Raw genomic sequence first — 20,709 nt, 5'->3', positions numbered from 1 at the left:
GAACCGGCCGCGGCGTGCGCGCCGCGGCCGGCCGACAGGCTGGAAGGGAGCGTACGACGGCGGCTTCAGGCCGCCGTCGTCGCATGCAGCGTCAGGAAACGCTTGAGGATGCCGGACGAATAGCTGCTCGCGATCGCCGACAGGAAGTGCGAGAACGATTGCGTCGCGTGGTCGTCGGCCGTATCGGAGATCGTGCGCACGATCGCGAACGGCACGTCGTGCTCCGCGCACACCTGTGCAATCGCGGCGCCTTCCATTTCGACCGCAAGCGCGTCCGGCAGCGCGTCGCGCAGCGCGACGACCTCGCGCTCGCTCGACACGAAGCGGTCGCCGCTGATGATGAGCCCCGCGTGCAGCGCGGCGCCGGCGAGCCCGAAACGCTCGGCGAACTGCGCGCCCTCTTCCTCGACGAACAGCGTGCACGCAGCCCGCAGCCGCGCCGTCAGCACCGCGTCGGTCGCGAAGCGCGTGATGCCGAGCAGCGGCACCTCGTAGCGCGGAAAGAGCGGCGATGCGTCGAGATCGTGCTGCAGCAGCATATCGGCCACGACGACGTCGCCGACCCGCACCGTGCGCGACACGCCGCCCGCGACGCCGGTAAACACGACGCCCGACACGCCGAACACGTGGATCAGCGCGCTGACCGTCGCGGCGGCCGCGACCTTGCCGACCCGCGCCAGCGTGACGACGCAGGCCGCGCCGTGCACGGTGCCGACGTGATAATCGCGGCGGCCGAGCGTGACCGTCTTCATCGCGCCGTCGGCGCGCATCGCGGCGATCAGGTCGCCGAGTTCCTCGGGCAGCGCGGCCAGAATGCCGAGCGGGCGGCCCGAAGGCGCAGAAACCCCGTCGATGCCCATCATTCCACCGCCTGCAGTTTCGCGACCGCGAGCGCGAGCCATTTCTCGCCGTGCCGCTTGAACTTCACCTGCGCCTTCGCATCGGTGCCGCTGCCTTCGAGCGCGGTGACCGTGCCTTCGCCGAACTTGGTATGGAACACTTGCTGGCCGACCCGGAAGCCGGCGCCGGCCGCGCGCTGCTTGTCCGCGAACGCGGGCAGCGGCGCCGACACGGCCGCGTCGACGATCTGCTCGCGGCTGCCGCCGCCCGGCCGCGCGAACCAGTCGCGCCCGTACCCGGCGTTGTCCGAACGCCCGCCCCAGCGCGACCCGGCCTCGACCTTCGGCGTCAGCCACTTCAGCACGTGCTCCGGCAGTTCGTCGAAGAAGCGCGAGCGCACGTTGTAGCGCGTCTGGCCGTGCAGCATCCGGCTCTGCGCGAACGACAGGTAGAGCCGCTCCTTCGCGCGCGTGATCGCGACGTACATCAGCCGGCGCTCTTCTTCGAGGCCATCGGATTCGAGCACGCTGTTCTCGTGCGGGAACAGCCCTTCCTCGAGACCCGTGATGAACACGGCCGAAAACTCGAGCCCTTTCGCCGCGTGGACCGTCATCAGCTGCACGGCGTCCTGGCCGGCCTGCGCCTGGTTGTCGCCGGCCTCCAGCGACGCATGCGACAGGAAGCCGGCAAGCGGCGTCATCGTGTCGGGGTTCTGCGCAGGGTCGGCGGGCGACGCCGGATCGAGCACGTCCACCGCCGGATCGTCCGTCGCCGTACCGAGCTCGGGCGCGGCGATCGCGCCTGCGCGCAGCGGGATCGAGCGGGCCGGCGTATCGAGCCCGTAGCCTTCCTCGGCGATGAACGCCGTGGCCGCGTTCACGAGTTCCTGCAGGTTCTCGAGGCGGTCCTGGCCTTCGCGCTCGCCCTGGTAGAAATCGGCGAGACCGCTGGCGCGCACGATGTGCTCGACGGTGTCGGGCAGGTTCATGTGCTGCGTGTCGGCGCGCATCTTCGCGACCAGGTTCGCGAACCCGCCGAGGCTCGTGCCGGCCTTGCCGGTCACGTACGGAATCGCGGCGGCCATCGAGCAGCCGTACAGGCGCGCGGCGTCGGCGAGCTGCTCGATCGAGCGCGCGCCGATCCCGCGGGTCGGGAAGTTCACGACCCGCACGAACGCCGTGTCGTCGTTCGGGTTGTCGATCAGGCGCAGGTACGCGAGCGCGTGCTTCACTTCCTGCCGCTCGAAGAAGCGCAGGCCGCCGTACACGCGGTACGGGATGCCCGACGACATCAGCGTGTGCTCGATCGAGCGCGACTGCGCGTTGCTGCGGTACAGGACGGCCACTTCGCTGCGCGCCATCCCGGTGTTGATCAGCGAACGGATCTCCTCGACGATCCAGCCGGCTTCCTGCGAATCGGTGCTGGCTTCGTACACGCGCACGGGCTCGCCGTGGCCGGCGTCGGTGCGCAGGTTCTTGCCGAGGCGGTGCGCGTTGTTCGAGATCAGCTGGTTCGCCGCGTCGAGGATGTTGCCGTGCGACCGGTAGTTCTGCTCGAGCTTGATCAGGTTGCGCACACGGAATTCGTCTTCGAAATCACGCATGTTGCCGACGTTCGCGCCGCGGAACGCGTAGATCGACTGGTCGTCGTCGCCGACCGCGAAGATCGCGTTCTCGCCGCCCGCCAGCATCTTGAGCCACGCGTACTGCAGCTTGTTGGTGTCCTGGAACTCGTCGACGAGGATGTGCCGGAAGCGCGCCTGGTAGTGCGCGCGCAGCGGCGCGTTGTACGCGAGCAGCTCGTAGCAGCGCAGCAGCAGCTCGGGGAAATCGACGACACCCTCGCGCTGGCACTGCTGGTCGTACGCCTGGTACAGCTCGACGAACTTGCGGTTGAAGTTGTCGGTCGCGTCGACCTTGTCCGGGCGCAGCCCCTGCTCCTTCGCGTTGTTGATGAAGTACTGGACGTTCTTCGGCGGATACTTTTCGTCGTCGACGTTCGCGGCCTTCATCAGCCGCTTGATCGCGGACAGCTGGTCGGCCGTGTCGAGGATCTGGAACGTCTGCGGCAGGCCGGCGTCGCGCCAGTGCGTACGCAGCATCCGGTTGCACAGGCCGTGGAACGTGCCGATCCACATCCCGCGCGTATCGATCGGCATCATCGCCGACAGGCGCGCCATCATCTCGCGCGCGGCCTTGTTCGTGAAGGTGACGGCAAGCACGGTGGGCGGCGACGCATAGCCCTGCTGGATCAGCCACGCGATGCGCGTGATCAGCACGCGGGTCTTGCCGCTGCCCGCCCCTGCAAGGATCAGCGCCGGTTCGTTCGGCAACGTGACGGCGGCGAATTGTTCGGGGTTCAGATTGGCGAGCAGATCGGGCATGGAGCGGCAGCGGACGGGCGAGAAAAATGCGGACCCGACATTATAAGTCGGCCGCGCGATGCCGTTCCCGATCCGTTCGACCGCGCGTTGCGGACGCGTTGCCGGCAGGTTGCGGCCCCGTCGCGACAGGCCCGTGGCGGCAAGGCGATGGCTGGCCGATGGGCATCCATTTATAATTGTCAGATTCGGCATCCAATTCACGCATTTTTCGGCAGATTTCCAACATGAGCGACAACACGCTTGCGAAGAGCTTCGAGCCCCACACCATCGAGTCCCAATGGGGGCCGGAGTGGGAAAAACGCGGCTATGCCGCCCCGGCATTCGATCCGTCCCGCCCCGATTTCGCGATCCAGTTGCCGCCGCCGAACGTGACGGGCACGCTGCACATGGGCCACGCGTTCAACCAGACGATCATGGACGGCCTCGCCCGCTACCACCGGATGCTCGGCGAAAACACGCTGTGGGTGCCCGGCACCGACCACGCGGGGATCGCCACGCAGATCGTCGTCGAGCGCCAGCTCGACGCGCAGGGCGTGTCGCGCCACGACCTCGGCCGCGCGCCGTTCGTCGAGCGCGTGTGGGAATGGAAGGAGAAATCCGGTTCGACGATCACGGGCCAGGTGCGCCGCCTCGGCGCGTCGACCGACTGGTCGCGCGAATACTTCACGATGGACGACAAGATGTCGGCCGCCGTGCGCGACGTGTTCGTCACCCTCCATGAACAGGGCCTGATCTACCGCGGCAAGCGCCTCGTCAACTGGGATCCGGTGCTGCTCACCGCGGTGTCGGATCTCGAAGTCGTCAGCGAAGAGGAAAACGGCCACCTGTGGCACATCCGCTACCCGCTCGTCGACGGTTCGGGCTCGCTGACGGTGGCCACCACGCGCCCCGAAACGATGCTCGGCGACGTCGCGCTGATGGTCCACCCGGAAGACGAGCGCTATGCGCACCTGATCGGCAAGCTCGTCACGCTGCCGCTGACGGGCCGCGAGATCCCCGTGATCGCCGACGACTACGTCGACCGCGAGTTCGGCACGGGCGTCGTGAAGGTCACGCCCGCACACGACTTCAACGACTACCAGGTCGGCCTGCGCCACTCGCTCGCGCCGATCGAGATCCTGACGCTCGACGCGAAGATCAACGACAACGGCCCCGAGCAGTATCGCGGCCTCGACCGCTTCGACGCGCGCAAGGCGATCGTCGCCGACCTCGACGCGCAGGGCTTCCTCGACTCGGTGAAGCCGCACAAGCTGATGGTGCCGCGCGGCGACCGCACGGGCGTCGTGATCGAGCCGCTCCTGACGGACCAGTGGTTCGTCGCGATGACGAAGCCGGCACCGGAAGGCACGTTCCATCCGGGCAAGTCGATCACCGAGGTATCGCTCGACGTCGTGCGCGACGGCCAGATCAAGTTCGTGCCGGAAAACTGGACGACGACCTACTACCAGTGGCTCGAGAACATCCAGGACTGGTGCATCTCGCGCCAGCTGTGGTGGGGCCACCAGATCCCCGCATGGTACGGCGAGAACGGCGAGGTATTCGTCGCGCGCAGCGAGGAAGACGCGCGCGCGAAGGCCGCCGCGCAAGGCTACACGGGTGCGCTGAAGCGCGACGAAGACGTGCTCGACACGTGGTTCTCGTCGGCGCTCGTGCCGTTCTCGTCGCTCGGCTGGCCGAACGAAACGCCTGAGCTGCAGCACTTCCTGCCGTCGTCGGTGCTCGTCACGGGCTTCGACATCATCTTCTTCTGGGTCGCCCGGATGGTGATGATGACCACGCACTTCACGGGCAAGGTGCCGTTCCACACCGTGTACATGCATGGCCTCGTGCGCGATGCCGAAGGCCAGAAGATGTCGAAGAGCAAGGGCAACACGCTCGATCCGATCGACATCGTCGACGGCGTCGACCTCGAGACGCTGGTCGCGAAACGCACCACCGGCCTGATGAACCCGAAGCAGGCCGCGACGATCGAGAAGAAGACGCGCAAGGAGTTCCCGGACGGCATTCCCGCGTTCGGCGCCGACGCACTGCGCTTCACGATGGCGTCGATGGCGACGCTCGGCCGCAACGTGAACTTCGACCTCGCGCGCTGCGAAGGCTATCGCAACTTCTGCAACAAGCTGTGGAACGCGACGCGCTTCGTGCTGATGAACTGCGAAGGCCACGACTGCGGCACCGACAAGCCGGAAGTGTGCGGCGCGGGCGACTGCGGCCCCGGCGGCTACCTCGATTTCTCGGCGGCCGACCGCTGGATCGTGTCGCTGCTGCAGCGCACCGAAGCCGACATCGCGAAGGGCTTCGCCGATTACCGCTTCGACAACATCGCGACCAGCATCTACAAGTTCGTGTGGGACGAGTACTGCGACTGGTACCTCGAACTCGCGAAGGTGCAGATCCAGAACGGCACGCCGGAACAGCAGCGCGCGACGCGCCGCACGCTGCTGCGCGTGCTGGAAACGGTGCTGCGCCTCGCCCACCCGATCATCCCGTTCATCACCGAAGCGCTCTGGCAGAAGGTCGCGCCGCTCGCCGGCCGCTATCCGCAGGGCAAGACCGACGGCGAAGCGTCGCTGATGACGCAGCCGTATCCGGTCGCGAACCTGCAGAAGCTCGACGAGGCGTCCGAACAGTGGGCAGCCGACCTGAAGGCGATCGTCGACGCATGCCGCAACCTGCGCGGCGAAATGAACCTGTCGCCGGCGACCAAGGTGCCGCTGCTCGCCGCCGGCGATGCCGAGCGCCTGCGCTCGTTCGCGCCGTACGTCCAGGCGCTCGCGCGCCTGTCGGAAGTGCAGATCCTCGCGGACGAAGCGACGCTCGACAAGGAAGCGCACGGTGCGCCGATCGCGATCGTCGGCCCGAACAAGCTGGTGCTGAAGGTGGAAATCGACGTCGCGGCCGAACGCGAGCGCCTGTCGAAGGAAATCGCGCGCCTGACCGGCGAGATCGCGAAGTGCAACGCGAAGCTCGGCAACGAGGCGTTCGTCGCGAAAGCGCCGCCGGCCGTGGTCGAACAGGAGCAGAAACGCGTCGCGGAATTCCAGAGCACGCTCGAAAAACTGCGTGCGCAGCTCGATCGGTTGCCTGCGTAACAAAGGGTAAGGTCGTTTGCGTTCACTATAATGCGAACGTGAACATAGACCGTCTGACAAGTCGATTACAGGAATAAAGGTTCGATCATGTTGAAAGTCACCAAGGCGGTATTCCCCGTTGCCGGTCTCGGCACGCGGTTCCTCCCGGCAACTAAGGCGAGCCCGAAGGAAATGCTGCCGGTCGTCGACAAGCCGCTGATCCAGTACGCTGTCGAGGAAGCGATCGCCGCCGGCATCACCGAGATGATCTTCGTCACCGGGCGCAGCAAGCGGGCGATCGAGGATCACTTCGACAAGTCGTACGAGGTCGAGGCCGAACTCGAAGCGCGCGGCAAGGAAAAGCTGCTCGAACTCGTGCGCAGCATCAAGCCGAGTCACGTCGACTGCTTCTACGTGCGCCAGCCGGAAGCGCTCGGCCTCGGCCATGCGGTGCTGTGCGCGGAGAAGCTCGTCGCCGACAACCCGTTCGCGGTGATCCTCGCCGACGACCTGCTCGACGGCAACCCGCCGGTCATGAAGCAGATGGTCGACGTGTTCGACCACTATCACAGCTCGGTGATCGGCGTCGAAGAGATCCCGCCGTCGGAAACGAAGTCGTACGGGATCGTCGACGGCAAGGAATGGGAAGAGTCGATCGTCAAGATGTCGGCGATCGTCGAGAAGCCGGCGCCGGAAGTCGCGCCGTCGAACCTCGGCGTGGTCGGCCGCTACATCCTGAAGCCGCGGATCTTCGAGCACCTGCGTGCGCTGAAGCCCGGTGCGGGCGGCGAGCTGCAGCTCACCGACGCGATCCAGGCGCTGCTCGCCGACGAACAGGTGCTGGCCTACAAGTATCAGGGCACGCGCTACGACTGCGGCAGCAAGCTCGGCTACCTGAAGGCGACGGTCGAATTCGCGCTGCGCCACCCGGAAGTCAGCGCCGAATTCGACGCGTACCTGCGCACGCGCGGCGGCACGCAACCGGCCGCCTGAACGCGGCAAGGGCTCGCCCCGGCGGGCCCGCCCTCACCACACCGGCCGGCGCTCAGCGCGTTTCGGCCGGCTTCACCGAGACGACGCCCGGCATCCCGCCCGCGTCGTCTTTTTTCGTCTTGACGAGCCAGCCGCTGCCGTCGCCGAACGGCACCTTCGCGAGCGCGCTCTTCACGAGCGCGGGCGCGGCCTGCTGCGTGCCGGGGTCGCGATCGCGCAGCGCGGCCGACACGCGATAGACGTCGGCGCCCGATTTCGCATCGACGAAACGCAGCGTCAGCACATGGCGGTACACACGGCCCATGAACGGCAGCGCGAACGGCGCCGGCCCGTCGACCGTCACGCAGGCGCTGCTCGCGGCGCCGCACCGGTCGGCGCTCGTCGCGACCGACGCCGGCTGCGTCGCGTAAGCGATCGACAGCCGGTAGCGCGCGTCCTTGAGCGACTGCGCGTCGAAGCCGCGGTGCGCAAGCTCGTCGCGCACCAGCGTCTCGATCTGCCGGTACTCGGCATCGCCCGCCTGCGCGGCCGTCCGCGCGAATTCGTAGCCGTGCGCACCGGATGCAAATGCATTCGGCTGCCCGACCGCGCTCACGCCGCTCGTCACGCCGGCGCAACCCGTCAACAGCGACACCGCCAGCGCGGCCGCTGCCCATTCCTTTCTCATGGCTTTCCCCAAATGCCTGCCGTCGTGCCCGGCCCTGTCAGGCGGACGGCTCGTCGATCGCGGGCAGCGACACCGTCACCGCGGTGCCGACACCCACTTCGCTGTCGACCGACACGCTGCCCCCATGGCGCGTGACGACCGTCTTCACGAACGCCATGCCGAGCCCGGAACCCGAAATTTCGGGCCGCTCGCCGGCATGGAATCGCTTGAAACGCTCGAACAGATGCCGCTGATCTTCCGGCGCAATGCCGTATCCCTGATCGCGAATCGTACAGAACAACCGCTTCGACGCGTGCTCGACCGTCAGCGTACACGTGATCACCGTGTTGGACGGACTGTATTTGACCGCGTTGTTCAGCAGGTTCACAAAGGCGCGCGTGATCAGCGAGCGGTCCGCGCGCACCCAGCACATGTCGGTGCCGACGCCGGTCTCGACGCGGATATGCTTCGCCTGCGCCTGCGGCCACACCTCGTCGCTCGCATCGATCAGCACGTCGACGAGGCTCGTGATCTCGAGCTGGTAGACCTGCGACTCGGCGCGCGCCAGTTGCACGAACTCGTCGGCAAGCGACAGCGCGCGATGCGCATAGCGCTCGATCCGCGCGAGCAGCGCGCGCACCGCATCGGTCTCGACGCGGTCGCGCTCGATCTCGACGAGCGCGAGGATCGACGACTGCGGCGAGCGCATGTCGTGCGACAGCAGGTGCAGCGCTTCCTCGCGCTGCCGCTCGGCCGCGTGCAGCTCGGTCACGTCGACGAGGCCGGCGATCCAGCCCGTCACCCGGCCCTGCGCGTTCGTACACGCCGCGTAGCGTAACAGATGGTCGAGCCCGTCGCGATCGCGCACCTCGATGCCGCGCGCCATCGCATCGTGCTCGGCCTCGAGCGTCGGGTCGAGCACGGCCGGCCAGTGCTCGCGAATCGCCGCGTCGTGCTCGGCATTGCCGTCGACCGTCTTCATGAACGTCAGCTCGCCGAGCGCGGTGCGCAACGGCCGCCCTTCCGGCAGCGGCAGCGCGAGCCGCGAGCCGTAGCGCTTCGCCGCATGGTTCGCGATCAGCACGGTGCCGGCGAGGTCGGTCACGAAGATCGGCTCGGGCATGCTGTCGAGGCTGTCCCACACGAAGCGCTTCATGTCCTGCACGCGCTGCGCGGCCTGTGCCATCAGCGCCATCTGCCGCTCCAGCACATCGCCGCCGACACTGCGCGTGCGCGGCGCCTCGGGCAGCAGGTGCGGCTCGTCGGCGAGCCGCTGCAGCTCGCGGCGCAGGTACGACATCGTCATCTCGAGGCGCCGCCAGTTCCAGATCGGGTAGACGGCGACCAGCCCGAAGATCGCGGGGGCCGGCGACAACCAGATGCGCGCCTCGAACAGCAGCGCCAGGCTCGCCACGACGGCGAGCGCGGCCAGACTCAGGGTCAGCAGCAGCGAGCGCCACGGCGACAGCATCAGGAAGCCGCCGAGCAGTACGGCGAGCGGCAGCAGCGACGCGATGAACAGCCCCACGCGCGATGCGGGCGAGATCGCGCTGCCGGTCGCCAGCATGTCGAGCACGTTCGCATGGATATAGACGCCGGCAAGCGGGCCGAACTCGCCGGATACCGGCGTCGCGAAGCGGTCGTACAGCCCGGACGCCGTCACGCCGACGACGACGATCTTGCCGCGCAGCGCGTCGGGCTTCACGCGCCCTTCGAGCACGTCGTCGAACGACAGCGTCGGATACGCGGGCGTGTTGCGGCTGAACGGAATCAGGTAGCGGGCCTCGCCGGCCGCGTCGCGCGACAGGTCGTGCGCGTTCGGGCCGGGCGTGCCGCCGACCGGATGCAGCCGGCCGGCCTGGATTGCGCGGTACACGGGCACCATCAGTTGCGGCCAGCGCACGCGGCCGTCGCTTTCGAACAGCGCGACACTGCGCACGATGCCGTCGCGATCGACTTCGAGATTGATGTGACCGAGCCCCGTCGCGCGCGCCGCGAGCGCGGCGACCGGCGGATCGACGGACCGGGTGCCGTCCTCCTGCTCCGGGCTCAACAGCACCGGCAGGAAGGTCGGCACATGGCTCATCGCGTCCGCGAACGCGCGATCCTCCGGCGACGGTTCGGTAAACAGCACGTCGTAGACGACCGCCGCCGGCTGCGCGCGCGCCAGGGTGTCGAGCAGCCGCGCATGCACGTCGCGCGGCCACGGCCAGCGGCCGAGCGCGGACACGCTCTGGTTGTCGATGTCGACCACCACCACGTCGGGCGACAGCGGCAGGCTGCGCAGCATCAGCAGCCGGTCGTAGATCAGCCCGTCGACGCTCGACGACAGCCGGCCGAGCGCGCACACGAGGATCACCGCGATCCCGAGGCAGCCGATCGCGATCCACTCGATCAGGAAGCGGCGGCCGAGCCGCCGCCGCGGGGAAACGGAGTCGGGTTTCATGCGCCGCGGGTCAGCGCGACAGCGTGAACGCGCTGACCGGACTGGTCTTCTCGTAGAACTTGCCGCCTTCGAATTCCTCGACGGTCACGGCCCAGAAATAGTCGCCCGGCGGCAGATGCGCGACGGTGAGCTGGCGCGCATGCAGGCCGACCTGGTCGACGACCGGCGCACTCAGGTCCTTCGAGCGCGACAGCACGAACCGGTAGCGCGCATCCTTGCCCGAACCGTTCGGCGACCAGCGGAACTCGTATCCGCCGGCGCCTTGCGACGCGCTCGCGTCGAGGCCCATCACACGGCGCTCGAACGCGTAGGTCCGCGGGCGCCCCTCGAGGCCGTTCGCATCGATCGCGGCGATCCGCACGAAGTAGTTCCCGTTCGGCACGTCGCGGAACACCGCGCGCGGCGAATCGGTGCGGGTTTCGCGGAACAGGTCGAGCAGCCCCGCGTCGTGCGCGAGCTGCACGCGATATGCATGCGCCTGCGCGAGCGGTGCGACGTCGAACGCGACGTCGGGCTCGTCCTGCACCTTGTCCGGATGCGCGAGCGCGGGCGCGGCCAGCAGCTCGACGGGCGCGCCAACCGCGCCGGACGACGTCGCGACGCTGCCGAAATTCGCGTGCACGAGCGTCGGATCGGCCGCCTGCCGGCCGCCTGCGACGCCGACGGTGCCGTCGAGCACTTCGACGCGCGTCAATGCATTGCCGGCCGCGTCGTAGTTCACGCGAAAGTGCGTGCCGCGCACGCCGGCCACGACCGACGGCGAGCGGATCTGGAAGCGGTCGTCGCGTTTCTTCAAATGGGTGACTTCACTGTCGACCGAGCCGCGCGTGAGTTCGAATTCGCGATCGAGCGTGCCGGTCAGCACGGTGCGGCGCAGCGACTTCAGGTCGAGCTGGCTGTCGGGCGGCAGGCTCATGTGCGTGCCGTCGGCCAGCTCCAGCGTCACGAAGCCGTTCGGGCCCGTGCGCACGCGATCGCCTTCGGCGAGCGTCGCATCGTTCGCGAGCGGCGCGTAGGCGTCGCCGGACGCGCGTTCCGCCGTGCCCTGCACCGCGATCACGCGCGCGGTGAGCTTTTCCTTGCGCAGGCGCGCGACCGGCAGCTTCAGCGCGATGCCGGGCTGCAGGTGCTTCGGCGCCGGCACGCCGTTGATCTGCTGAAGCAGTTGCCAGTCGTCCGCACCCTGCAGGTAGCGCGCGGCGACGTCGTACAGCGTGTCGCCCGCCTGCGTGCGATAGACGACCATCTTGCCCGCGGCAGCGGGCGGCTGTGCCGCGGCCTGCTGCGCGGCGAACGCAACCGCGACCGCGCACGCCGCGCGCAGCGCCGCCGTGCGCAGGTTTGCCGTGCGCTGCGTGATTCGCGTGGTCACTCCGGTTCTCCCTGGCCGACCCGTTCGAGCCGGTAGCCGTACCCGTAGATCGGCGCCAGACGGTAGCCGTTCTCGGGCCGCAGGCCGAGCTTGGTGCGCAGCATCGAAATGTGCGTATCCATCGTGCGCGACGGAATGTCGGTCGCCTGCTTCCACACGAGATCGAGAATGTGCGCGCGCGACAGCGGCCGGTCGAGATGCTGGAACAGCAGCAGCGCGAGTTCGAATTCCTTTTGCGTGAGGCTCACGGCCTTGTCGCCGACGTACGCCTGCTTCAGGTTCACGTCGAAACGGAACTGATCGAATTCGCGGACCGTCGCCTCGGCATTGACCGGATACGCGCGACGCAGCAGCGAGCCGATGCGCGCGCGCAGGATCGGGCCCGACACGGGCTTGACCACGTAGTCGTCGGCGCCGGCGTTGAGGATCTGCGTGATCCCCGCCTCGTCGTCGCGGCTCGTCATGAAGATGATCGGCAGGCTGTGCTCGGTCTGGTTGGCACGCACCCACTTGAGCACTTCCTCGCCGGACATGTCGGGTACGTTCCAGTCGAGCACCAGCAGATCGAACGTCTCGCGCTGCAGACGCTTCTTCAGGGCCTTGCCTTCCTTGAACGCATAGCACGTATGGCCAACGGCCGTCAGCGTTTGACTGACGAAATCCGTCTGGGCCGGATCGTCATCCAGTACAGCAATTCTCATAGCACCCCGCAAATCGAAAGCGATTCGTCCATTCAGCTCCCGCGCCTGCCCCCGGCCGCGCAGCACGCACGCGGCATCCGGATATCGGCCGGAGAGCCGTCGTTCGCCGTTCGCGCCACCTGCGCAAACCGGCGACCCCGGCTAAATATCTCAAAAACGGGGCACGGACGAACCGGCGATTTCATCATAGTAGTATGAAATTCGCCAAGAAATTGCGCGGACTATCGTCCTTTCTTCGAATAATCCTTTCTGTTGCGCAATCGGACGCCTAATCGGCACCCGCGATGCCGGCCACCGGCTCGGCAAAATCGTCGGACGGCACGCGTGGCGACGGCGGCTCCGGCAGCGGCGGTTGCGCAAGCATCCGCTGCAGCTGGCCGCGCACCCGTTCCCACGCGCCGGCCGCGTAGTCGGGCTGGCCCGCCGCCCACGCCTGCGCCAGATCGAACACGCGTTCGACCGTCGCACCGCAGTAGGTCAGGCCCGAGCCGTCGTCCTGCGCGGCATCGCGCAGCCGTTCGTCGAGCCACTCGGCCAGCCACGGCATCTCGGCCGCGGCCGAATCTGCATACGCCTCCAGCGCGGCACGCGCGTGGCGGTCCTGTTGCGGATCGAGCTCGATCCGGCTCAATTCCGATCTGCGCGCGGGCGCAATGCTTTCCGCTCCGGACGGACTTCGAAGGGTCCCTGGTCTGAAGGACATGTCCTCTCCCCGTTGTACGACGGTAGCGTCAGGCATGGCCCCCGTGCCCGCCTTGCGACGTACCGTGGCCGGCGCCTCCGCTGGGAGCGGACGACCGGCCGGGTCAGTATACGCAGCCCGTCGCATGGCGAGGTTTAAGAATTGTCAGAGAGGCCCGGCCAGCGCGCGGGCGCGGCATGACGGGCGATGCGGCCGTCAGCGGCGGCGCATCAGGAACACGAAGGTTTTGTCCTGCGTCGTCGATTCGACGATTTCGTTGCCGGTCTGCTTCGCGAACGCGGCGAAATCGCGCTGCGAGCCCGGATCGGTCGCAAGCACCTTGAGGATCTGTCCGCTTTCCATATCGGCGAGCGCTTTCTTGGCACGCAGGATCGGCAACGGGCAATTGAGCCCGCGCGCATCCACTTCCTTGTGAATCTGCATCGGCTTTCGACCTTCGAATGACGCGCCACACATGGCGCGGGAGGAAGCCGCGATTTTACCGCAGCGCCGCCGCGCCTGCCCGGGCCGCCCGCGGCCCGCGGCCCGGCGCCTGCGGGCGCCGCGCTCACGCGCCCGCGAAACCGCCCGCGAGCCGTTCGCGCAGGTGCCGCACGAGCGCGCGCACCGCGCTCGGCACGACCGGGCTGTACGGGCGGATCGCGAAGATGTGATCGCCGAACGCGCCCGACGGCCGCCAGCCGTCGAGCAGCGCGACGAGCCGTCCGGCGTCGAGATCGCGCTGCGCGCTGAAATCCGGCAGCAGCGCGATGCCGAGCCCGCCGAGCGCGGCCTCGCGCATCGCCTCGCTGTTGTTCGCCGCGAAACTGCCGCGCACCGGCACGCTCACGCGCTCGCGCCGCCGGCCGTGCAGCTCGAAGCTCCAGGCGGCCGGCTCGTTGTCGCGCAGGTAGCACAGGCAGCTGTGGTCGACGAGTTCGTTCGGATGACGCGGCGCGCCGCGCGCGTCGAGGTAGTCGCGGCTCGCGACGAGCAGCGAGCGCGTGTCGCACAGCTTCCACGCGACGTGGGTTTGCGGCGCGGTGGTCGTGTGACGGATCGCGAGGTCGAAGCCTTCCTGCGTCAGCGAATGCAGCCGGTCCGACAGGTCGAGCTCGATCTGCACGCCCGGATGCTGCCGCAGGAAATCGGGCAGGTGCGGCACGACCTGCTGGCGCCCGAGCGCGACCGGCACCGTCACGCGCAGCAGCCCGCGCGGCTCGCCGGCCAGATCCTTCACGCGCGCGAAGTGCTGGCCGATCGACTCGAACGCGTCGCGTGTGCTGTCGACGAGCGTCTGGCCCGCGTCGGTGAGCCGCACGCTGCGCGTCGTGCGGCGCACGAGCGGCACGCCGGCCGCCTTTTCGAGATCGGCGATGCGCTGGCTCATCGCGGCCTTGCTGATGCCGAGCCGCTGCGCGGCCGCCGTGAAACTGCCGGCCGCGGCCAGCACCGTCAGCGAATGGATATGCGGCCAGAGCGCCTGGACATTTTGCTGATTCATCCACTGATTATTCAGAATTCTGAACAGTGAATCAAGTTTCGCGGCCTTCTCCCGCCCTGCCGGTTTCCCTAGACTGGGTCCTGTTCCCCCCTCACCCCCAGGAGACACGATGAATCCGGTTCCCGCGTACACGTCCGACGCCGACGTCGGCCACTATGTCGACGGCGCGCCCGTTGCCGGCCGCAGCGGCCGCTTCCAGGACGTGCTCAATCCGGCGCTCGGCCGCGCGGTACGCCGCGTCGCACTCGCCGACGACAGCGAAGTGCAGCAGGCCGTCGCATCGGCCCACGCCGCGTTCCCGGCCTGGGCCGCGACGCCGCCGATCCGCCGCGCACGCGTGCTGCACCGCTTCCTGCAGCTGATGAACGAGCACCGCGACACGCTCGCGGCGATCATCACGGCCGAGCACGGCAAGGTGTTCTCCGACGCGCAGGGCGAAGTCGCGCGCGGCATCGACATCGTCGAATTCGCGTGCGGCGTGCCGCAACTGCTGAAGGGCGACTTCACCGACCAGGTCAGCACCGGCATCGACAACTGGACGATGCGCCAGCCGCTCGGCGTCGTCGCGGGCATCACGCCGTTCAACTTCCCGTGCATGGTGCCGTGCTGGATGTTCCCGGTCGCGATCGCGACGGGCAACACGTTCGTGCTGAAGCCGAGCGAGCGCGACCCGTCGGCCGCGCTGTTCATCGCCGACCTGCTCACGCAGGCCGGGCTGCCGGCCGGCGTGTTCAACGTCGTGCAGGGCGACAAGGGTGCGGTCGACGCGCTGCTCGACCACCCCGACGTGCAGGCCGTCAGCTTCGTCGGCTCGACGCCGATCGCAGCCTACGTGCAGCAGCGCGCGGTGCAGTCGGGCAAGCGCGTGCAGGCGCTCGGCGGCGCGAAGAACCATCTGGTCGTGATGCCCGATGCGAACATCGAACAGGCCGTCGACGCGCTGATCGGCGCCGCGTACGGCTCGGCCGGCGAGCGCTGCATGGCGATCAGCATCGCGGTGCTGGTCGGCGATGTGGCCGACCGGATCGTGCCGGCGGTGGCCGAGCGTGCGCGCCAGCTGGTGATCGGCGACGGCATGTCGCCGGAAGTCGAGATGGGCCCGATCGTCACCGGCGAAGCGCTGAAGCGCATCGAAGGCTATATCGAGCAAGGCGTGAACGAAGGCGCGCAACTGGTGGTCGACGGCCGCGGGCTGCGCGTGCCGGGCCGCGAGGCCGGCTTCTTCACCGGCGGCACGCTGTTCGATCACGTGACGCCCGACATGCGGATCTACAAGGAAGAAATCTTCGGGCCGGTGCTCGGCTGCGTCCGCGCGAAGGATTTCGGCGAAGCGGTCGACCTGATCAACGCGCACGAGTTCGGCAACGGCGTCGCGTGCTTCACGAGCGACGGCGGCATCGCGCGCGAATTCGCGCGGCGCATCCAGGTCGGTATGGTCGGCATCAACGTGCCGATCCCGGTGCCGATGGCCTGGCACGGCTTCGGCGGCTGGAAGAAGAGCCTGTTCGGCGACATGCACGCGTACGGCGAGGAAGGCGTGCGTTTCTACACGCGCCAGAAGTCGGTGATGCAGCGCTGGTCGTCGAGCATCGGCAAGGGCGCCGAATTCGCGATGCCGACCGCGAAGTAAGCCGGCCGGTGTGCCGCCCGCCGATCGGGGTCGCGGGCGGTACGCCGGCAGTCAAGGTCAACCGGCTTTCGAGCCGTGCGCGCCATCGGCGGTCGGCAGGTACGACAGTTCGAGCCGGTACGCGAGCGCGACGAACAGGCTCTGCGCGAGGCCCATCGTGGCCGTCAGCGCGCGAAAGCCGAACGTCTCGCTGTCCTGCACCATCAGCGTCACCTCGGCCTCCCGTGCGAGCGGGCTCATCCGGCTGTCGGTAATCGCGATCACGCGCGCGCCGCGCTGCACGGCCTGCTGCGCGACCTGGACGGTTTCCTCCGCATACGGCATGAACGAGATCACGATCATCACGTCGCCCTCGCGCACCGAGCGGATCTGCCCGAGATGCATGCTGCCGAGCGCGCTGAACAGCCCGATGCGCTTGTCGGTGTGCTGCAGCGCATAGTCGAGATACACGGCGATCGGAAACGCGCGCCGCGAACCGGCAATCCAGATCGCCTGCGTGTTCGCGAGCAGGTCGACGGCCTGCGCGAGCGCCTGCGAATCGAGCGTCTGCCGCAGCTGCTGCATGCCGGCAATGCTGCCCTTGATGAATTCGTCGGCGATCTGTTGGGGCTGCAGGCTCGACGAGCCCGCTTCGATCACGTCGCGCAGCCGCAGGTTGTAGGCACGCCCCGGCGCGATCTGCTGCGCGAGCCCTTCGCGGAACAGCCGCTGCATCTCCGAGAACCCGGAGAAGCCGAAGTGCTTTGCGAAACGCACGACGGCCGACGGCTGGACGCCGCACGCCTCCGCGAGCGACTGGATGCCTTCCAGCCCAAGCTGGTCCCGATGCGTTTCCACGTGGCGCGCAATCACCTTCAGGCGATTGCTGAGGCCGTCGTATTCCTGCGTCAGATGCTGCAGGAACTGCTCGACGGTGGCGGGAGGTTTCTCGGATGAACTCATCGGATAGCGCGAAGTTGACGGCCCCGATGCGCGCGATACTGGCAGGCGCGGCCCGGGACTCGACTGGATACATGCATGAAGGGCGAATTTAATCACGTTTGCGGCACGGCCCGCGCCGCGCGCTCGCTCCCACGCGCTCGATCATCACTTGCACACGCTCCACGGCAAGACTGGAAGCGATTGTCCAACGCTCTCGCGGCGTCGTAAAGATTAGGGTGTGTACCGAGGCCGGCTGTCGACGGGCAACCTGGCGTCGCCCGCGCAGCCGGCCTGCCCTGCTCACCGATAGTCGACCCACACGCTGCCCGCGTCGGCGGAGCGCACGCAATTCTCGACCCAGCGGACACCTTCCACACCCGCATGAACGTCCGGATAACGGATCTGCTTCAATGCGTCGACGTCACCGCGATCGGCCGCATCCATCGCGAGCGCGAAGCGCGCGTAGAGATTGGACCACGCCTCGAACAGCCCTTCCGGATGCCCGGCGCCGATGCGGTCCTCGCGCAGTGCCGCCGGGTGCAGGTAGCCCATCCCGCGATCGAGCACCTGCGCGGGCTGCCCCTGCACTTCGTAGCGCAGCTGGTTCGGGTGCTCGTCCCACCATTCGACGCTCGCCTTCGAGCCGATCACGCGCACCTTCTGGCTGTGCATCGAGCCCGCGTTCACCGCGCTCGACCACACGTAGCCGACCGCGCCGGTGTCGTATTCCATGATCGTGAACGCGTTGTCCTCGAGCGGTGCGCGGCTCTTCACGAAGCTCTGCCGCGAACACATCAGCCGCCGGATCTTCAGCCCGGGCACCATCACCTCGGAGATGTACAGCGGATGCGTGCCGATGTCGCCGAGCACGTAGCTCGGGCCCGCGAACTTCGGGTCGACGCGCCAGCGCGCGGCCGCGCTCGCGGCCTCGACGCCCTCGCTGTGGAACCCGTGTGCGAACTGCATCTGCACGATGCGGATCTCGCCGAGATCGCCGCGGGCGATCATCTCGCGCGCCTGTTCGATCATCTGGTGTCCGGAATAGCCGTACGCGACGCCGACGATCCGGTTCTTCTCGACCGACAGGCGCTGCAGCGCCTCGGCCTCCTCGGTCGTGAAGCACAGCGGCTTCTCGCAGACCACGTGCAGCCCCGCATGCAGCGCGGCGCGGCAGATCTCGAAATGCGTGTTGTTCGGCGTCGCGATCGACACCGCGCGGATACCGTCCGGGCGGCGCGCCTCGGCGTCGAACATCGTCGCGTAGTCGGGATAGCAGCGCTCGGCCGCGACGCCGAGCTTCACGCCGAACTGGCGGCCGCGTTCGGGGTCGATGTCGAATGCGCCGGCGACCAGCTGGAAGCTGCCGTCGCGCAACGCGGCCGACCGGTGGCTGTAGCCGATCTGGCTGCCGAGCCCGCCGCCGACCATGCCCCAGCGAATCGAATGTCCAAGCAGAATCTGTCCGTCAATCATGATGGTGGTGTTCCTGGTGCGGGTTCAGGGGTCATGCAAAACCGGCCGACGCGAGAAACGCGCGGCTCGCGGCGACGTCGCGCAGGCTCGTGCCGGCATTGCGCGGATCGCGCTCCTGTTCGATCGTGATGTACCCGGCGTAGCCGATGTCGTCGAGCGCCTGGCGGATCGAACGGTAGTCGAGCACGCCGGTGCCGATCGGGCACATCACGCCGCGCGCGCATGCGGCGAAGAACGCGATGTGCTCGCCCATCACCGTGTCGTACACGGCCGCGTCGATATCCTTGAAATGCACGTAGTCGAGACGCGCCGCGTGGCGACGCAGCCACGTTTCCGGGTCCATGCCCGAGTAATGCAGGTGGCCGGTGTCGAGACAGAGGCCGGCCGTGTCGGCGGGAATATCGGCGACGATCCGGTCGATCTCGTCCGCGAACTCGATGTAGCCGCCCGCATGCGGATGGATCACCGCGCGCACGCCGAATTCGTCGCGTGCGATCGTCGCGATCTGCCGGATATGGTCGACCATGCCCGCCCAGCGCTCGCCGGACAGCCGCGGCGCGCGATCGGCATGACCGGCCGCGTAGTCACGCTCCTCGTGCCCCCAGTCCATCACGACCAGGTATGGCGCCGCGTAACGCTGGCCATCCTGCGTCGGCAGCTTCGGCAGCCGCGTGATCAGCGCGCAGATGTCGCGCGTCTGGCGCAGCAGGTTCGGCAGGTTCTCCGGCGACACGAGATCGTCGAAGATCGTGCCGGCGGTGATGCTCAGGCGCTGCCGCTCGAGTTCCGCGCTCACCACGTCGAGTTCGAGCGGAATATAGCCGTACGGCCCGAGCTCGATGCCCGAGTAGCCGGCCTGCGCGGCCTCGGCGAGCACATGCCGCCACGGCGGCAGATGCGGGTTCTTCACGTCGTCGACGCCCCAGCAGCACGGGGCGCAACCAATCTTCATCGTCATGTCGGTCTTCCCGGCAGGTCAGTGGCGCGCGGCCTCGGGTCAGCCGCGATAGAACGCGGGACGCTCGGCCATCGCGATCGGCTCGACCGCGCCGCTCTTTTGCGCCCGCACGCAGGCGTCGGCCGCGACCGCCGCCGCGTAGCCGTCCCATGCGGACGGCCCGGTGAGCGCGCCCTGTCGCACGCCGTCGATGAACGCCTGCAGCTCGACGTCGTACGACGCGATGAAACGCTCCTTCCAGTCGGTCATGATCTCGACCGACTGCCGCGCCGCATGCTTGAGCCCGACGGCCGGCGGATCGGGCAGCTTCGCGATGCCCTGCTCGCCGACCACCTCGCACTGGATGTCGTAGCCGTACTGGCAGTTCACGAAGATCTCGACGTCGATGCGCACACCGCTCGCGGTTTCCAGCAGCACGATCTGCGGATCGGCGAGATGCGCGGACGCATGGCGCGTCTTCTTCGGATAGACGACCTGCGTGCTCGTGTAGTCTTCGCCGAGCAGCCAGCGCAGCACGTCGAGTTCGTGGATCAGCGTATCGGTGATCGCCATGTCGGTCGTGTAGCGCTCGCCGACCGACTGGTTGCGGTGCGCGCAATGCAGCATCAGCGGCGCGCCGATCTCGCCGCTGTCGATCACGCGCTTCAGCGCGCGATAGCCTTCGTCGTACGGCCGCATGAAGCCGACCTGCACGAGCCGCTTGCCGTGCGCGACTTCCGCTTCGACGATCCGCATGCAGCCGTCGGCCGTCACCGCGAGCGGCTTCTCGCAGAACACGGGCTTGCCGTGCGCGATCGCGTCGAGCACGAACGCTTCGTGCGTCGGCCCCCACGACGTGACGAGCACGGCCTGCACGTCGGCAGCCGCGACCACTTCATGGCCGTCGCCGTAGATCTCGGCATCGAGGCCGTATTTCGACACCGCGTCGCGCGCCTGCTGCGGATCGATGTCGTTGACGGCCACGACGCGTGCACCGGACAGCGTGCGGGTCAGTCTGCGGATATGGTCCTGGCCGATCGCGCCGCAGCCGATCACGCCGATTTGCAAGGTCATCTACGAGTCTCCAGTCGTTCATCAGCGGCGCGGCCC

Annotated in this window: 16 protein-coding genes; 3 read left to right on the top strand and 13 right to left on the bottom strand. The window is 68.1% G+C overall.

The window, feature by feature from the left end:
- Positions 1-65: 65 nt before the first annotated feature.
- On the bottom strand, positions 66-863 hold the full coding sequence (locus tag OHZ10_RS07285; RefSeq protein WP_342704138.1) for a 5'-methylthioadenosine/adenosylhomocysteine nucleosidase: 798 nt from the start codon (positions 861-863) through the stop codon (positions 66-68).
- On the bottom strand, positions 860-3,223 hold the full coding sequence (locus tag OHZ10_RS07280) for a UvrD-helicase domain-containing protein (RefSeq protein WP_174994646.1): 2,364 nt from the start codon (positions 3,221-3,223) through the stop codon (positions 860-862). The genes OHZ10_RS07285 and OHZ10_RS07280 overlap by 4 nt, the downstream gene beginning before the upstream one ends.
- Before the next feature lie 224 nt (positions 3,224-3,447).
- Here OHZ10_RS07280 and OHZ10_RS07275 point away from each other — a divergent pair, with 224 nt between their 5' ends.
- Together OHZ10_RS07275 and galU are read left to right on the top strand one after the other, a co-directional pair.
- Positions 3,448-6,315, top strand: a complete 2,868-nt coding sequence (locus tag OHZ10_RS07275; RefSeq protein ID WP_174994647.1) for a valine--tRNA ligase — start codon at positions 3,448-3,450, stop codon at positions 6,313-6,315.
- An 87-nt stretch (positions 6,316-6,402) separates the two neighbouring features.
- Positions 6,403-7,287 carry a UTP--glucose-1-phosphate uridylyltransferase GalU gene (gene galU / locus OHZ10_RS07270; protein ID WP_059234769.1) on the top strand — a complete coding sequence of 295 codons (885 nt, stop codon included), beginning with the start codon at positions 6,403-6,405 and terminating at the stop codon, positions 7,285-7,287.
- A 52-nt stretch (positions 7,288-7,339) separates the two neighbouring features.
- On the opposite strand, the gene OHZ10_RS07265 is transcribed toward galU, so the two are convergent.
- The 7 genes from OHZ10_RS07265 to OHZ10_RS07235 all read right to left on the bottom strand — a co-directional run bounded on the left by OHZ10_RS07265 (position 7,340) and on the right by OHZ10_RS07235 (position 14,638).
- Positions 7,340-7,954: a DUF4136 domain-containing protein gene (locus OHZ10_RS07265; RefSeq protein ID WP_174994648.1), complete on the bottom strand. Its 615-nt coding sequence runs from the start codon at positions 7,952-7,954 to the stop codon at positions 7,340-7,342.
- A gap of 37 nt (positions 7,955-7,991) precedes the next feature.
- Positions 7,992-10,379, bottom strand: a complete 2,388-nt coding sequence (locus tag OHZ10_RS07260) for a CHASE2 domain-containing protein (RefSeq protein ID WP_059234773.1) — start codon at positions 10,377-10,379, stop codon at positions 7,992-7,994.
- 10 nt (positions 10,380-10,389) lie between these two features.
- A complete protein-coding gene (locus tag OHZ10_RS07255) occupies positions 10,390-11,751 on the bottom strand; it encodes a FecR family protein (protein WP_174994649.1) in 1,362 nt (453 codons plus the stop codon).
- Entirely contained in the window at positions 11,748-12,452 is a 705-nt protein-coding gene (locus OHZ10_RS07250) for a response regulator transcription factor (protein WP_006490421.1), read from the bottom strand. The genes OHZ10_RS07255 and OHZ10_RS07250 overlap by 4 nt, the downstream gene beginning before the upstream one ends.
- Before the next feature lie 268 nt (positions 12,453-12,720).
- Positions 12,721-13,155 carry a peptidase gene (locus OHZ10_RS07245; RefSeq protein ID WP_174994650.1) on the bottom strand — a complete coding sequence of 145 codons (435 nt, stop codon included), beginning with the start codon at positions 13,153-13,155 and terminating at the stop codon, positions 12,721-12,723.
- Positions 13,156-13,350: 195 nt separating this feature from the next.
- The gene (locus OHZ10_RS07240; RefSeq protein WP_006402122.1) at positions 13,351-13,578 is read right to left on the bottom strand and encodes a sulfurtransferase TusA family protein; all 228 of its coding nucleotides are present in this window, start codon (positions 13,576-13,578) and stop codon (positions 13,351-13,353) included.
- Between the two features lie 124 nt (positions 13,579-13,702).
- On the bottom strand, positions 13,703-14,638 hold the full coding sequence (locus OHZ10_RS07235; RefSeq protein WP_059234778.1) for a LysR family transcriptional regulator: 936 nt from the start codon (positions 14,636-14,638) through the stop codon (positions 13,703-13,705).
- A gap of 109 nt (positions 14,639-14,747) precedes the next feature.
- Here OHZ10_RS07235 and OHZ10_RS07230 point away from each other — a divergent pair, with 109 nt between their 5' ends.
- Entirely contained in the window at positions 14,748-16,268 is a 1,521-nt protein-coding gene (locus OHZ10_RS07230; RefSeq protein WP_342704093.1) for a CoA-acylating methylmalonate-semialdehyde dehydrogenase, read from the top strand.
- Positions 16,269-16,325: 57 nt separating this feature from the next.
- On the opposite strand, the gene OHZ10_RS07225 is transcribed toward OHZ10_RS07230, so the two are convergent.
- The 4 genes from OHZ10_RS07225 to OHZ10_RS07210 all read right to left on the bottom strand — a co-directional run bounded on the left by OHZ10_RS07225 (position 16,326) and on the right by OHZ10_RS07210 (position 20,673).
- Positions 16,326-17,210, bottom strand: coding sequence for a MurR/RpiR family transcriptional regulator (locus tag OHZ10_RS07225; RefSeq protein WP_059234782.1), 885 nt, complete (start codon positions 17,208-17,210; stop codon positions 16,326-16,328).
- A 279-nt stretch (positions 17,211-17,489) separates the two neighbouring features.
- On the bottom strand, positions 17,490-18,662 hold the full coding sequence (locus OHZ10_RS07220; protein ID WP_174994415.1) for a Gfo/Idh/MocA family protein: 1,173 nt from the start codon (positions 18,660-18,662) through the stop codon (positions 17,490-17,492).
- A 31-nt stretch (positions 18,663-18,693) separates the two neighbouring features.
- Positions 18,694-19,620, bottom strand: coding sequence for a TIM barrel protein (locus tag OHZ10_RS07215; RefSeq protein WP_059234786.1), 927 nt, complete (start codon positions 19,618-19,620; stop codon positions 18,694-18,696).
- Between the two features lie 39 nt (positions 19,621-19,659).
- Positions 19,660-20,673 carry a Gfo/Idh/MocA family oxidoreductase gene (locus tag OHZ10_RS07210; RefSeq protein WP_059234789.1) on the bottom strand — a complete coding sequence of 338 codons (1,014 nt, stop codon included), beginning with the start codon at positions 20,671-20,673 and terminating at the stop codon, positions 19,660-19,662.
- Positions 20,674-20,709: the final 36 nt, after the last annotated feature.

The sequence above is a fragment of the Burkholderia arboris genome (genome assembly GCF_038723655.1).
GTDB classification, from domain to species: domain Bacteria; phylum Pseudomonadota; class Gammaproteobacteria; order Burkholderiales; family Burkholderiaceae; genus Burkholderia; species Burkholderia arboris.
The sequence above is the reverse complement of the archived record's forward strand: the minus strand, read 5'-3'. Positions and strand labels throughout refer to the sequence as shown.

Excerpts from the sequence above, each read along its gene's own strand:
- OHZ10_RS07260 (WP_059234773.1), bottom strand. The coding sequence starts at position 10,379 with ATGAAACCCGACTCCGTTTCCCCGCGGCGGCGGCTCGGCCGCCGCTTC.
- OHZ10_RS07240 (WP_006402122.1), bottom strand. The coding sequence starts at position 13,578 with ATGCAGATTCACAAGGAAGTGGATGCGCGCGGGCTCAATTGCCCGTTG.
- OHZ10_RS07220 (WP_174994415.1), bottom strand. The coding sequence starts at position 18,662 with ATGATTGACGGACAGATTCTGCTTGGACATTCGATTCGCTGGGGCATG.
- OHZ10_RS07250 (WP_006490421.1), bottom strand. The coding sequence starts at position 12,452 with ATGAGAATTGCTGTACTGGATGACGATCCGGCCCAGACGGATTTCGTC.
- galU (WP_059234769.1), top strand. The coding sequence starts at position 6,403 with ATGTTGAAAGTCACCAAGGCGGTATTCCCCGTTGCCGGTCTCGGCACG.
- OHZ10_RS07215 (WP_059234786.1), bottom strand. The coding sequence starts at position 19,620 with ATGACGATGAAGATTGGTTGCGCCCCGTGCTGCTGGGGCGTCGACGAC.
- OHZ10_RS07275 (WP_174994647.1), top strand. The coding sequence starts at position 3,448 with ATGAGCGACAACACGCTTGCGAAGAGCTTCGAGCCCCACACCATCGAG.
- OHZ10_RS07235 (WP_059234778.1), bottom strand. The coding sequence starts at position 14,638 with ATGAATCAGCAAAATGTCCAGGCGCTCTGGCCGCATATCCATTCGCTG.
- OHZ10_RS07285 (WP_342704138.1), bottom strand. The coding sequence starts at position 863 with ATGATGGGCATCGACGGGGTTTCTGCGCCTTCGGGCCGCCCGCTCGGC.
- OHZ10_RS07210 (WP_059234789.1), bottom strand. The coding sequence starts at position 20,673 with ATGACCTTGCAAATCGGCGTGATCGGCTGCGGCGCGATCGGCCAGGAC.
- OHZ10_RS07245 (WP_174994650.1), bottom strand. The coding sequence starts at position 13,155 with ATGTCCTTCAGACCAGGGACCCTTCGAAGTCCGTCCGGAGCGGAAAGC.
- OHZ10_RS07225 (WP_059234782.1), bottom strand. The coding sequence starts at position 17,210 with ATGAGTTCATCCGAGAAACCTCCCGCCACCGTCGAGCAGTTCCTGCAG.
- OHZ10_RS07265 (WP_174994648.1), bottom strand. The coding sequence starts at position 7,954 with ATGAGAAAGGAATGGGCAGCGGCCGCGCTGGCGGTGTCGCTGTTGACG.
- OHZ10_RS07230 (WP_342704093.1), top strand. The coding sequence starts at position 14,748 with ATGAATCCGGTTCCCGCGTACACGTCCGACGCCGACGTCGGCCACTAT.
- OHZ10_RS07280 (WP_174994646.1), bottom strand. The coding sequence starts at position 3,223 with ATGCCCGATCTGCTCGCCAATCTGAACCCCGAACAATTCGCCGCCGTC.